Below are 12,608 nucleotides of genomic sequence, written 5' to 3' on the forward strand. Positions count from 1 at the left end.
CTCGGGTGCCGGGGTCGGGTCGTCGTGCCGGGCAGCGTCGTCCGTTCCCCGGCTGCGCCGGTCCCCGCCCATCTCCCTCCCGCCCGCCCCCTCCGGGGGCTTCGGCTCCTCGGGGTGGTGCTTGTTGCGCGGCGCCGGCGCCCGGCTCGGGTGCCGGGGTCGGGTCGTCGTGCCGGGCAGCGTCGTCCGTTCCCCGGCTGCGCCGGTCCCCGCCCATCTCCCTCCCGCCCGCCCCCTCCGGGGGCTTCGGCTCCTCGGGGTGGTGCCTGTTGCGCGGCGCCGGCGCCCGGCTCGGGTGCCGGGGCGCCACCCGTCGCACCGGTTCGCGGCACCGTGCCCTTCCCGGCTGCGCCGGTCCCCGCCCATCTCCCTCCCGCCCGCCCCCTCCGGGGGCTTCGGCCCCCTCGGGGTGGTGTTTGTTGCGCGGCGTCGGCGTCCGGCCCGGGGGCCGGGGTGACGCCCATCGTGCCGGGCAGCGTTGCCCGTTCTCCGGCTGCGCCGCCCATCCGCCCGCCCCCCGGACGGGGCCCGTTGCGTGCCACTCGGCGCCGACACGGCACAGCCCCCGGACCTACCCGCGGCGCGAATAGCACAGGACCGCCCCTGTTCGTTGGAAAGTCGAAAGGTGGACCGCGAAGGGGGTACACGTGAGCGATGAGGTCGCTAGGCTCGGCGGCATGGAGCATGAGGTGTTCGTTCCGGTTCCGGCGGAGTCCCTGCGGGCGGTGCTCTGCGATTCTCAGCGCGTCGACCGGGCCCTGCCCGGGTACCAGGGCGACGTCTCCGGTGGCGGAGGCCGCCTGAAGGTACGTATCGGCGGGCACACCATCACGTACCGCGGCAGCGTCACCGTGGCGCAGTCGGCGGACGGTTCCTTCGCCATGACGGGTGAAGGCAGCGAGGCCCGCGGCACCGGAGGCGTGAAGTTCGCCCTGACCGCCCGGGTCGCCGCGGCGGCCGGCGGCTCCGCGGTCACCTTCACCGGCACCGGATCCGGCGACGGCCGGGTCGCGGAACTGCCCCGCGAGGCCGTGGCAGCGGCGGCCCACCGTCTGCTGAACCGTTTCGCGGAGAACCTGGGAGCGACCGGCCAGGAGCCGGGCTCGGACCCCGATGAGGACATGGGCGAATACGCGGACGCGGACACGGACGCGGACACGGTCGATGACCTGGTCGAGGGCATGGGCGATGGCCCGGTCGAGGTCACCCGTGAGGACGTCGAGGGCCTGGGCGACGGCCCGGTCGAGCGCACGCGTCCGGACTTGGACGGGGGCCCCGCCGCTGACACACGTGAGGACACCGGTGACGGCACGCGTCAGGACACCGGTGAGGGCCCGCGTGAGGACACGGCCGTAGACCCCGTCGACCACCCCGTCGACGACCCCACCCGCCACACCACCGACGACACCGGCGACGACCCCACCAACCACACCGTCGAAGGCTCCGGCCGCAGCTCGGTCGGTCACCCCGCCGACCCCGCCGACTCTCTCGCCCGGGAAGACCCGGGCGAGAGCCGTGAAGCGTTCACCTCCGGTGAGGATCACTCCTCCGTCTTCGACAGTGAGATTCCGCCGCCCTCCCTCGACCCCGACGCGGACCTCGCTGGCGCCGAAGGGGCCGAGACCGAGCTCCCGGCGGAGCCGGTCGCCGCGCATGCCCGGCGCACCATGATCGGCCGCAGCGCGGAGGAGGTCGACCACGCGCCGCCGCGCGGCCGGTACGCCCCCGTGCCCGCCCCGGAAGGCGTCACGACCAGCGCCACACTGCGCTGGGCCGCCCCCGCGGCCGCCGTCGCGCTCGCCTCGGCGATCGTCGTCGGCAGGGCCCTGCGCAGGCGCCGGTAGGCCTCGTCCGCATAGGCTCAGGACCCGTGACGACACAGGAGACGACGCTGACCGCGGGCGACGCGGAAGTGACCGTGGCGCCGGGCAACGGCTGCCGTATCAGCAGCCTGAAGATTTCCGGTACCGAGCTGCTGCGGCAGGGCGAGAAGTATGGCTGCTTCCCGATGGTGCCGTGGTGCGGGCGCATCAGGGACGGGCAGTTCCGGGACGGCGGCCGCACCCACCAGATGCCGCTGAACTCCCCGCCGCACGCCATCCACGGCTTCGGCCGGAACGCCGAGTGGACCACCGCGCGCGAGACCCGCAGCGAGGCCGCCTTCACGTACGACCTCACCGACCCCTGGCCGTACAGCGGACGCGTCACGCAGCTCGTCTCGCTCACCGAGAACTCGCTGACCCTGTCGCTCGGCATCGAGACGTACGGCGACTCGTTCCCGGCGCAGGCCGGCTGGCACCCGTGGTTCAACCGGACGATCACCGACGGCGGCAGCAGCGTGCAGATCGCCTTCGACCCGGCCTGGCAGGAGGAGCGCGGCGCGGACCACCTGCCCACCGGCAAGCGGATCGAGGCCACCCCGGGCCCCTGGGACGACTGCTTCGGGATGCCCGACGGCGTCGACGTCATGCTGTCGTGGCCGGGCGCCCTCCAGGTCGAGGTGAAGAGCCCCGAGCAGTGGGTCGTCGTCTACGACGAGCAGGAGGCGGCCGTCTGCGTGGAGCCGCAGACCGGACCGCCGAACGGCCTGAACACCGCGCCGCGCCTCGTCACCCCCGTAGAGCCGCTGGAGGCGAGCACCACCTGGACGTGGAGCCACCTCTGAAACGCGCCCTTTAAGCTCATAGGCATGACGACGAACGACGTGCGCGACGCGCTGCTGACGCAGATCAAGGACAAGGCCGTGGTGCACGGCAAGGTGACGCTCTCCTCCGGCATCGAGGCCGACTACTACGTCGACCTGCGCCGCGTCACCCTCGACGGCGAGGCCGCCCCGCTGGTCGGCCAGGTGCTGCTCGACCTGACCCGGGAGCACGGCCTGGAGTTCGACGCGGTCGGCGGCCTCACCATGGGCGCCGACCCGGTCGCGGGCGCGATGCTGCACGCGTCGGCCGCGCGCGGCGAGCGGCTCGACGCGTTCGTCGTCCGCAAGGCCGCCAAGGCGCACGGCATGCAGAAGCGCGTGGAGGGCCCGGAGATCAAGGGCCGCCGGGTGGTCGTCGTCGAGGACACGTCCACGACGGGCGGCTCCCCGCTGGAGGCCGTGCAGGCGGTGCGCGAGGCCGGGGCCGAGGTCGTCGCCGTCGTGACGATCGTGGACCGGGCGACCGGCGCCGCCGAGAAGATCACCGAGGGCGCCGGGGTGCCGTACCTCTTCGCCTTCTCGAAGGACGAGCTCGGCCTGAACTGACCCTTCGAAGGCTCCGGGCTGGAGCATCCGGCCAAGTCTGGAAGGATGGGGTCGACGATGATGTCACCCCTTGACGCTTGGTGAGGGTCGCCCAGAGCCCCGAGCGCCACGAGCGCCACGACAACCCACACCCGCAACCCGCGCTTTACGAGGAGACGGCAGATGGCCATCGCAACCCCGGACCAGTACAACGAGATGCTCGACCGGGCCAAGGCGGGGAAGTTCGCCTACCCGGCCATCAACGTCTCGTCGACGCAGACGCTGAACGCGGCGCTTCAGGGCTTCGCCGAGGCCGAGTCCGACGGCATCATCCAGATCTCCACCGGCGGCGCCGAGTACCTGTCGGGCCAGGGCGTGAAGGACATGGTCGTCGGCGCCGAGGCGCTCGCCGAGTTCGCGCACGTCGCCGCGGCCCGCTACGGCAACAAGATCGCGCTGCACACCGACCACTGCCCCAAGGGCAAGCTGGACGGGTACGTGCGCCCGCTGCTCGACATCTCCGCCAAGCGCGTCGAGGCCGGCGGCCTGCCGCTGTTCCAGTCCCACATGTGGGACGGCTCGGCCGAGACCCTCGCCGACAACCTCACGATCGCGCAGGAGCTGCTCGCCAAGGCCAAGGCCGCGAACATCATCCTCGAGATCGAGATCACCCCGACCGGCGGTGAGGAGGACGGCGTCTCGCACGAGATCAACGACAACCTCTACACCACGGTCGACGACGCGCTGCGCACCGCCGAGGCGCTGGGCCTGGGCGAGAAGGGCCGCTACCTGCTGGCCGCCTCGTTCGGCAACGTCCACGGCGTGTACAAGCCGGGCAACGTCGTGCTCCGCCCCGACCTGCTCAAGGAGCTGAACGAGGGCGTCGCCGCGAAGTACGGTCAGCCGGCCGGATCGAAGCCGTTCGACTTCGTCTTCCACGGCGGCTCCGGCTCCACGGTCGAGGAGATCACCACCGCGCTCGAGAACGGCGTCGTGAAGATGAACCTCGACACCGACACCCAGTACGCCTTCACGCGGCCCATCGCGGGCCACATGTTCGAGAACTACGACGGCGTCCTGAAGGTCGACGGCGAGGTCGGCAACAAGAAGACGTACGACCCGCGCGTGTGGGGCAAGAAGGCCGAGGCGAGCATGACCGCCCGCATCGTCCAGGCCTGCGAGAACCTGCGCTCGACGGGTACGCGCATCAAGTAGTCCGCGCGGCTCCCGCCTTCGTCCACGGGCCCGGTCTCCCTCTTGGGGAGCCGGGCCCGTGGCATGTCACGAAGGCGCTCGACGGAGAAGCCGAGCCGGGGGGCGGGGGAGAGAGCGCGCTCAGCGCTTCAGCGTCTCGTACGCCTCTTCGCTGCTGTCCTTGAGGAACTGCCAGCACCGCTCGGTCTCGTCCTTCTCCTCGATCGCGCCGGCGGCGCGGGCGAGAGCGGCGAGGCAGCGCAGGAACCCGCGATTTGCCTGGTGGCTCCAGGGGATGGGGCCGTGGCCCTTCCACCCGGCCCGGCGCAGCGAGTCCAGGCCACGGTGGTAGCCGGTGCGCGCGTACGCGTACGACTCGACCACGCGCCCCGCCTCGAAGGCGTCGTCGGCGAGCATGGCCCAGGCGAGCGAGAAGGTCGGGTACTTGGCCACGACATCGGCCGGTGCCTGGGACTCCTCGCCCAGAAGCCGGTACGCCTCTTCGTTCTCCGGCAGATACGTCGGATCCGGTCCGCCCAGCAGGTTCTTGTGCGTCGTCATGCCGCCAGTCTGCCACTTGCGGCCGGCCGCCCGGGACGGTCCTCGGGGGCGTGGGACGTGACCGGACGGGGCGCCGTGTCAGTCCGTGGAGGACTCCGGCTTCCGCTCGGTCTTCCGCTCGGCCGTGTCCGTGACGAGCCCTCCGAGCATCCGGTCGTAGACCGCCGCCGCGCGCTCGTCCAGGTCTTCCGGGGCCAGGTCGAGGTCGCGGGCGATCGTCTCGCGGAAGATGCAGTAGCCGAGGTAGGTGGCCGCGGTCATGGCGTGCATGACCAACCCGTCGGCGTCCTCGGGGAGTTCGCCCTCGCGGCGGTCGCGTTCCAGGGCCTCCTTGGTGCGGGTCAGCTCGGGGAAGAGGGTGAGTTCGGGGTCGCCGTCGAGGGCCAGGAGGGCTTCCAGGCGCAGGAGTTGGGGCTTCTCCAGGGCGAACCGCAGCATGGCGCGGCGGCGTTCGGCGAACGGCTTGTCCCAGTGGCTCTGTGCGCCGAGGTCCTCCGTGTCGAGGAGGCGGCCGATGGCCGCCCGCAGCAGCGTCTGGCGGTCGCCGAAGTACTGGTAGATCTGACCGTGGTTGACCCCCGCCTCCTTGGCGACCTCGCGCAGAGCGATGCCGGCCAGGGCTCCGTCGCGTTCGAGGAGCCGCAGCGCCGCGTCGAGCAGGTCGGCCTCGGTCTCCTGTCGGCTGCGGCGGCGGCGCTTTGCGGGGGCTTCGGCTGACTGGTCCGGCATGACACTCCCAGAAATTACTGGTCGGTAACCCATTGTCGGGTGTGCGGTCGCGACGTACCGTCCCATCTTAACGTTCCGTTATTAACGAACCGTTGATTAGGTGGATGCATGACCGACACACAGCCACCCCTGGCTGGAATACGCGTACTCGACGTCTCGACCGTACTGGCCGCCCCGGTGACCGCGACCTTCCTGGGTGACTTCGGCGCCGACGTGGTCAAGGTCGAGGAGCCGGGCCGGGGCGACTTCACCCGGGGCGGCGCGGGGCAGGACGCGCCCGGCAAGCGCTCCCTGCAATGGGTGCAGGAGGGGCGCAACAAGAAGTCGGTCACCATCGACCTGCGCACCGAGCGCGGCCAGGAACTGCTGCGCGAGCTGGTCCCGCACTTCGACGTCGTCGTCACCAACTACCGGCCGCCGACGCTGGAGAAGTGGGGGCTCGGTCCCGACGCGCTGCGCGCCATCAACCCGCGCGCCGTGCTGGTGTTCCTGACCGGGTACGGGCTGACCGGGCCGTTCCGCGACCGGGGCGCCTTCGACCGGATCGCCTCCGCGTACTCCGGGCTGACGTACGTCAGCGGCGACCCGGACCGCCCGCCCGTACGCTCCGGCTACTCCGTCATCGACTACATGGCCGCCTACATGGCCGCGTTCGCGACGATGACCGCCCTCTACCACCGCGATCTGCGCGGCGGCGAGGGACAGATCATCGACCTCGCCCTGTACGAGGCCGGGTTCCGGGCCTGCGAGAACGCGCTCGTCTCCTACAGCGGGACGGGGGCCGTGCGCGAGCGGCTCGGCAACCGCAACCCGAACATCGCGCCCGCCAGCGACTTCGACACCGCCGACGGCCGCCGCGTCTCCGTGCACGCCGGCACCGACCCGCTCTTCCGGCGCCTCGCCCATGCGATGGGGCAGCCCGAACTGCTGGAGGACGAGCGGTTCGCCGAGCGCAATCAACGGCTCGCGCACCAGGAGGAGTTGTACGAGATCGTCGCCGCCTGGGTCGCCACCCTTGAGGCCGACGCCGTCGTGACGCTGCTCAACGACGCGGGCATCCCGTCCGCGCCGCTCATGAACGTCGCCGACATCGCCGCCGACCGCCACTACCGCGAGCGCGGCACCATCGCCGAGGTCCACGACGAGCACCACGGCGACCTCCTGATGGCGGCGCCGCTGCCGCACCTGAGCGGGACTCCGGGCAGCATCCGCAGCCTCGGTGCCGCGCTCGGTGAGCACACCGACGACGTGCTCGCGCAGTTCCTCGGCCTGGACGCCGAGGCGCTGGCCGCGCTGCACGCCGACGGCGTCGTCTGACGCCGTCTCCCGAACCCCCTCACGTGACCCGATCTCCGACGACGTAGACAGGCGTGACGACCATGACTCGACAGCAAGGGACTGTGCAGCAAGGGGTGCTGCCCGATGTGGCGGACCCCGCCGTGGTTCCGCAGCCGCGGCGTGCGTGGCTGATGGCGTTCATGATCTTCGCCCTCGCGATGATCAACTTCGGCGACAAGACCGTCCTCGGGCTCGCCGCCGACCCCATCCGCGCCGAACTGGGCCTCAGCCAGAGCGTGTACGGCCTGGTGGCCAGCAGCTTCTTCGTCCTCTTCAGCATCTCGGCCGTCGCCGTCGGATTCGTCGCCAACCGCGTCCCGACGCGTTGGGTGCTGCTCGCGCTCGCCGTCGTGTGGTCGGTGGCCCAACTGCCGTTGCTGCTCGCGACGTCGGTCGGCACGCTGTTCGCCTCGCGCATCGTCCTGGGCGCGGGCGAGGGGCCGACCGCGGGTGTCGCCGTGCACTCGCTGTACAAGTGGTTCCCGCCCAAGCGGCGTGCGCTGCCCAGCGCCCTGTACATCATCGGCTCCGGCATGGGCGTCTTCATCGCCGCTCCCGTACTCACGCACCTCATCGACGGCCACGGCTGGCGCTCCGCGTTCTGGGCGCTGTCCGCCGTCGGTGGGCTGTGGGCGGTGCTCTGGTTCCTGATCGGACGGGAGGGACCCTTCGGAGTGGACGCCGATGACACACCGAAGGGCGAGACCGCCTCCGGAGCGGGCGGCGCCGCCCGCACGAAGTCCTCCTCGTACCGCCGCTTCCTCGGCAGCCGTACGTGGTGGGGCGGGGCGGTCGGCGGGTTCGGGGCGTACTGGACCGTCGCCCTCGGCTCGGCGTTCCTGCCCTCGTACCTGAAGAGCCAGCACGGCTTCACGGGGGCGCAGGCCGCTCAGTCGGTCGCGCTGTACGCCGCGTTCACCGTGATCGTGCCGCTGACGGTCAGCCCGTGGACGGCCCGGATGTTCCGGCGCGGTGTCACGTCGCGCCGCTCGCGCGGCATCACGCAGGGGGCGCTCGTCCTGGCGGCCGGGATCGCGCTCGCCTGCCTGCCGCTCGTCGGTGCCACGGCCGGTCAACTCGCCCTGATCGTCGTCGCGTTCGGCTTCGGGACCGGGGCCTTCGGGCTCTCGTACGAGACGACCTCCGAGGTCACGCCCGTGGACCGGCGCGGTGCCTCGCTCGGGATCCTGGTCGCGATCCAGACGCTGCCCGGGCTCATCGCGCCCGCCGTCACCGGCGCGCTCATCGACGCCGGATCCGACGAGAGCGCCGGTTACACGCTCGCGTTCGTGGTCGGCGGCGTACTGACCCTCCTGTGCGGGCTCGTGGCCCTGCTGACCGTCAACCCGGAGCGGGACGCCCCGAAGGCGGCCGATCTGCCGGACACTCAGCCGCTTCCCGCCTGACCCGCGACACCCCTCAGACTTCCGGCCCGTGGGCCGGTGACAGTACGAAAGGTTCTTGTTCTATGACCAGCCAGCAGACGTCCGTCATCGAGATCGTCAACCCGGCCACCGAGAAGGTCGTCGCCGAGGTCCACAACCACAATGCGCAGGAGTGCGACCAGGCCGTCGAGGCGTCCGCCGCGGCCCAGCGCGAGTGGGCCGCGCTGCCGGGTGAGGCCCGCAGCGTCCTGCTGTGGAAGTGGGGCGAGCTGGTCGAGGCCGCCTACCAGGAGCTCGCCCAGCTCGACGTCCAGTGCACCGGCAAGAACCTCCCCGACGCCATGATGGAGGCGAACCGCGGTGCCAGGCACGCCCGTTACTGGGCCGGCCGCGCCGACAAGCTCTTCGGCCAGCAGCTCGCCGACGTCCCCGGCCGCCTCTCGTACAGCGTCGTGGAGCCGCTCGGCGTGTACGTCGTGGTGCTGCCGTGGAACGCGCCCTCGCACTCCTTCATGGCCCGCGTCACCCCGGCCCTGGCCTGCGGCAACTCGGTCGTCGTGAAGCCGTCCGAGCTGTCGCCGCTGTCCGCGGTGCGCCTCGCCGAGCTGGCCGAGGAGGCCGGCATCCCGGCGGGCGTCCTGAAGGTCGTCACCGGTGACGGTGCCACCGGCGCCGCGCTGTGCGGCCACCCCAAGGTCGCGGGCGTCTCCTTCACGGGTTCGGTGCCCACCGGTCGCGCCATCGCGCACGCCGCCGCCGACACGTTCAAGAAGCTGACCCTGGAGATGGGCGGCAAGTCGCCCATCGTGGTCTTCGACGACGCCGACCTGGACTCGGCCGCCCGCGCCGCCGTCCTCGGCATCCTCGTCAACGCCGGCCAGATCTGCGCCGCCTCCAGCCGCCTCATCGTGCACGCCGACATCGCCGAGAAGTTCGTCGCCGAGGTCCGCGAGCGGATGGAGAAGGTCACCGTCGGCGACCCCACCACCAAGGGCACCATGGTCGGCCCGCTGGTCTCGCGCGGCCAGTACGAGAAGGTCATCGCCATGCTGGAGGAGGCGCAGGCCGACGGCGCCCGCGCGCTCACCGGCGGCGGCGCCCAGGACGCGGAGGGCCTCGGCTTCTACGTGCAGCCGACCCTGCTGGAAGGCGTGCGCCCCGACATGCGGATCGCGTGCGAGGAGGTCTTCGGGCCGGTCCTCACCGTGCAGACCTTCACCACCGAGGCCGAGGCCGTCGAGCTTGCCAACGCCGGTGAGCTGGGCCTGAGCAGCTACGTGTGGACCCGCGACATGGGCCGCATGATCCGGATGACCGAGGCGATCGACGCGGGCGTCGTGCACGGCAACACGCCGCTCGTCATGGACTCCGCGCTGCCGTTCGGCGGCTTCAAGGACAGCGGCCTCGGCAACGCCTACGGCGAGGACGCGGTCGCGGGCTGCACCCGCACCAAGCGCGTCACGCTGCGCGTCGCCGACGCCCCGCTGCCCAGCCCGTGGCCCGGCGTCTGACCCGCGTCCCCCTCCTCGTACTTTCCTGAATTGGAGCACCACCATGCCGACTTCCACCCGCATCGTCGTCCAGGACAAGCCGGGCACCCCGATCGAACTGCGTGAGGTCACGCTGCCCGACCCGGGCCCGCACGACGTTCTCGTCCAGATGCACGCCAGCGGCGTCTGCCAGAGCCAGCTGTTCTGGATGCACGCCCCGCACCCCGACCCGATGCTCTTCGGGCACGAGGGCTACGGCACGGTCGTGGCGACCGGCAGCGAGGTCACCCACGTCGAAGAGGGCGCGAAGGTCATGGTGACGTGGCTGCCGCGCGCCTCCGACCGCACGCCGACCCGCGCCTCGCTCGACATCCCGGGCCTCGGCACCGCGTACTCGCCCAACGTCTACACCTGGGCCGAGCACTGCCTCGCGGACGAGCTGTACGTGGTACCGCTCGACGACAGGAGCCACCAGGACGTCGTGTCCGTCGTCGGCTGCGCCGTCCTGACCGGCGCCGGCGCCGTCAGCAATGTCGCCCCGGTGCAGGCCGGCGGCAGCGTCGCCGTGTTCGGTGTGGGTGGGGTCGGTCTTTCGGCCGTCGCCGCTGCCTCGATCCGCGGCGCCAAGAACGTCATCGCCGTCGACCTCGGCGCGGACAAGCTGGAGTTCGCCAAGAAGTTCGGCGCCACGCACACCATCGACGGCAGCGAGGGCAGCCCCGTCGAGAAGATCGTCGAGATCACCGGCGGCGGCGTCGACGTCGCCGTCGACTGCGTCGCCCTGCCCGACACCGTCACCAACGCCATCAACGCGGCCCGCCCCGGCCGCCTCGGCGTGAACATGGGCGGCACGGCCGTCATCGTGGGCCTGCCCAAGAAGCCGCTGGAGCTGAACATCGCCCAGCAGATCAACGGCAACATGCTCACCGGCCAGAAGTCCCTCATCGGCACCACCGCGGGCGGCTGCGTCCAGGACGACATCGCGACGTTCCTCGACTGGCACCACACGGGCAAGTTCGACCTCAACGCCTTCGTGACCGACCGCTACCCGCTGGACGACATCGCCAAGGCGGTCGCCGACCTCGCCCAGGGCAAGATCCTCGGCCGGGCGCTCACCACGATGTGAGCCAAGCCCGCCCGGTGAGCTGCCGCTCCGCGCCCCCACGGAGGGCGCGGAGCGGTGCCCTGGGCCCTCTTGCCAGATCGAAGTCTCCACCGGTTCGTCAATCACGGACCGCCGTAGGCGTGGTGGCGGCGGTCCGACCTCGACCCGCACCGTTCCCGGTGCCAGGACCCAGAGGACGGCCCCGACATGGCACATCACCCGGACACCGAACCGGCTGTTGTGGACGCACCACCCCGCGCCGACCGCCCTGTTCAGGGACAACCGCGGCGCGGACAGGCCTGGTTGATCACCGCGCTGCTCACCGTGCTCATGGTCATCAACTTCGGCGACAAGGTGGTCCTCGGCATCGCGGCGAAGCCGCTGATGCACGAACTGGACCTCAGCAAGGCGCAGTACGGCCTCGTCGCCAGCTCCTTCTTCTTCCTGTTCGGCATCTCCAGCGTCGCCGTCGGCTTCCTCGCCAATCGCATGAGCACGAAGTGGGTGCTCCTCGGCATGGCGGCCGTCTGGTCCGTCGCGATGATGCCGATCGTGCTCATCGCGACGCTGCCCGCGCTGCTCGGCAGCCGGGTCCTGCTGGGCGCCGCCGAGGGGCCGACCGTGGGGATCGCCCAGCACGCCGTGCAGAAGTGGTTCCCGGACAGCCGCCGCTCGCTGCCGACCGCGGTGGTGAACATCGGTGCGGCGCTGGGCGTCGTGATCGCGCCGGTGCTGACGTATCTGACCGTGCACCACGGCTGGCGGGCCCCGTTCATCACCCTGGCCGTCGCCGGAGCCGCCTGGGCGGTCATCTGGTGCGTCCTCGGCAAGGAAGGGCCGCTGACGACGTACGGCGCGAGCCAGGAGCAGGACGTACCCACAGGCGAAGAAGTCTCCGAAGAGCCGCGCGTCCCCTACCGGAAGCTGCTCCTCAACAGGTCGTTCGTGGCCATGTGCGCGGGAGGCTTCGCCGCGTACTTCACCATCGCGCTGATGCTGACGTGGCTGCCCGCGTACCTGGAGGACGTCGAGGGGTTCAGCGAGCAGCAGGCGGGGTCCTTCCTCGCGGTGCCGCGCGCCGTGGCCGTGGTCCTGGAGCTCGCCGTGCCGGTGGCGGCCGGCTGGTGGATGCGGCGCGGCGTGAGCCGCCGGGCCGCGCGGGCGGGCACCTCCGCGGTGATCCTGCTCGTCGCCGGCCTCGCGCTCGTCGCGGCGCTCTTCGCGGGGTTCTCCGGGATTCTCCAAATGGCCCTGTTCACGGTCGCGTTCAGCGTGCCGAGCATCGTCTTCATCTTCAGCGCCCTGGTCGTCGTCGACATCTCGCCGGTCAAGCAGCGCGGCGCGACGCTCGGCATCGGCACGGCCGTCATGACCTCGGCCGGCATCGTCGCCCCGGCCCTGATGGGCGCGCTGGTCGGCCCCTTCGACGATCCCGGCGTCGGCTACCGCATCGGGTTCCTCGTGCCGGCGCTCGCCATGATCATCGGCGGCGTCGCCGTGGCCCTGTGGGTGGACCCCGACCGTGAGGCCCGCCGCCTCGGCCTGCGGTGACACCCGCCCGTATTCCTGTCCCGTCC

General features: G+C 71.5%; 11 protein-coding genes. 9 read left to right on the forward strand and 2 right to left on the reverse strand.

The window, feature by feature from the left end; all coding sequences use genetic code 11:
- The first annotated feature begins 677 nt into the window (after positions 1 to 677).
- The 4 genes from ACP4E5_RS24310 to fbaA all read left to right on the forward strand — a co-directional run bounded on the left by ACP4E5_RS24310 (position 678) and on the right by fbaA (position 4,444).
- Entirely contained in the window at positions 678 to 1,844 is a 1,167-nt protein-coding gene (locus ACP4E5_RS24310; protein ID WP_425832037.1) for an SRPBCC family protein, read from the forward strand.
- 26 nt (positions 1,845 to 1,870) lie between these two features.
- Complete coding sequence (locus tag ACP4E5_RS24315; RefSeq protein ID WP_425832039.1) at positions 1,871 to 2,665, forward strand: aldose epimerase family protein; 795 nt, start codon at positions 1,871 to 1,873, stop codon at positions 2,663 to 2,665.
- A gap of 24 nt (positions 2,666 to 2,689) precedes the next feature.
- Complete coding sequence (gene pyrE, locus ACP4E5_RS24320; RefSeq protein ID WP_425832041.1) at positions 2,690 to 3,250, forward strand: orotate phosphoribosyltransferase; 561 nt, start codon at positions 2,690 to 2,692, stop codon at positions 3,248 to 3,250.
- A 162-nt stretch (positions 3,251 to 3,412) separates the two neighbouring features.
- Entirely contained in the window at positions 3,413 to 4,444 is a 1,032-nt protein-coding gene (fbaA, locus tag ACP4E5_RS24325; RefSeq protein ID WP_267069969.1) for a class II fructose-bisphosphate aldolase, read from the forward strand.
- A gap of 120 nt (positions 4,445 to 4,564) precedes the next feature.
- Here the strand turns inward: fbaA and ACP4E5_RS24330 are convergent, their stop codons facing one another.
- Both ACP4E5_RS24330 and ACP4E5_RS24335 read right to left on the reverse strand, forming a co-directional pair.
- Positions 4,565 to 4,984, reverse strand: a complete 420-nt coding sequence (locus tag ACP4E5_RS24330) for a DUF3151 domain-containing protein (protein WP_425832043.1) — start codon at positions 4,982 to 4,984, stop codon at positions 4,565 to 4,567.
- 78 nt (positions 4,985 to 5,062) lie between these two features.
- Positions 5,063 to 5,713, reverse strand: a complete 651-nt coding sequence (locus ACP4E5_RS24335) for a TetR/AcrR family transcriptional regulator (protein WP_425832045.1) — start codon at positions 5,711 to 5,713, stop codon at positions 5,063 to 5,065.
- Positions 5,714 to 5,821: 108 nt separating this feature from the next.
- Between ACP4E5_RS24335 and ACP4E5_RS24340 the strand changes: the two genes are divergently transcribed.
- From ACP4E5_RS24340 to ACP4E5_RS24360, 5 genes are all read left to right on the forward strand, one after another.
- Positions 5,822 to 7,030, forward strand: a complete 1,209-nt coding sequence (locus tag ACP4E5_RS24340) for a CaiB/BaiF CoA transferase family protein (protein WP_425832047.1) — start codon at positions 5,822 to 5,824, stop codon at positions 7,028 to 7,030.
- A 62-nt stretch (positions 7,031 to 7,092) separates the two neighbouring features.
- Entirely contained in the window at positions 7,093 to 8,457 is a 1,365-nt protein-coding gene (locus tag ACP4E5_RS24345) for an MFS transporter (RefSeq protein ID WP_425832049.1), read from the forward strand.
- A gap of 62 nt (positions 8,458 to 8,519) precedes the next feature.
- Positions 8,520 to 9,947, forward strand: coding sequence for an aldehyde dehydrogenase family protein (locus ACP4E5_RS24350; RefSeq protein WP_425832051.1), 1,428 nt, complete (start codon positions 8,520 to 8,522; stop codon positions 9,945 to 9,947).
- Between the two features lie 43 nt (positions 9,948 to 9,990).
- Entirely contained in the window at positions 9,991 to 11,052 is a 1,062-nt protein-coding gene (locus ACP4E5_RS24355) for a zinc-binding dehydrogenase (RefSeq protein ID WP_425832053.1), read from the forward strand.
- Positions 11,053 to 11,238: 186 nt separating this feature from the next.
- A complete protein-coding gene (locus ACP4E5_RS24360; protein ID WP_425832055.1) occupies positions 11,239 to 12,582 on the forward strand; it encodes an MFS transporter in 1,344 nt (447 codons plus the stop codon).
- Positions 12,583 to 12,608 lie beyond the last annotated feature (26 nt).

It is taken from the genome of Streptomyces fractus (genome assembly GCF_049844455.1).
Taxonomy (GTDB): Bacteria; Actinomycetota; Actinomycetes; order Streptomycetales; family Streptomycetaceae; genus Streptomyces; species Streptomyces fractus.

Excerpts from the sequence above, each read along its gene's own strand:
- ACP4E5_RS24355 (WP_425832053.1), top strand. The coding sequence starts at position 9,991 with ATGCCGACTTCCACCCGCATCGTCGTCCAGGACAAGCCGGGCACCCCG.
- ACP4E5_RS24310 (WP_425832037.1), top strand. The coding sequence starts at position 678 with ATGGAGCATGAGGTGTTCGTTCCGGTTCCGGCGGAGTCCCTGCGGGCG.
- ACP4E5_RS24330 (WP_425832043.1), bottom strand. The coding sequence starts at position 4,984 with ATGACGACGCACAAGAACCTGCTGGGCGGACCGGATCCGACGTATCTG.
- pyrE (WP_425832041.1), top strand. The coding sequence starts at position 2,690 with ATGACGACGAACGACGTGCGCGACGCGCTGCTGACGCAGATCAAGGAC.
- ACP4E5_RS24335 (WP_425832045.1), bottom strand. The coding sequence starts at position 5,713 with ATGCCGGACCAGTCAGCCGAAGCCCCCGCAAAGCGCCGCCGCCGCAGC.
- fbaA (WP_267069969.1), top strand. The coding sequence starts at position 3,413 with ATGGCCATCGCAACCCCGGACCAGTACAACGAGATGCTCGACCGGGCC.
- ACP4E5_RS24345 (WP_425832049.1), top strand. The coding sequence starts at position 7,093 with ATGACTCGACAGCAAGGGACTGTGCAGCAAGGGGTGCTGCCCGATGTG.
- ACP4E5_RS24340 (WP_425832047.1), top strand. The coding sequence starts at position 5,822 with ATGACCGACACACAGCCACCCCTGGCTGGAATACGCGTACTCGACGTC.
- ACP4E5_RS24360 (WP_425832055.1), top strand. The coding sequence starts at position 11,239 with ATGGCACATCACCCGGACACCGAACCGGCTGTTGTGGACGCACCACCC.
- ACP4E5_RS24350 (WP_425832051.1), top strand. The coding sequence starts at position 8,520 with ATGACCAGCCAGCAGACGTCCGTCATCGAGATCGTCAACCCGGCCACC.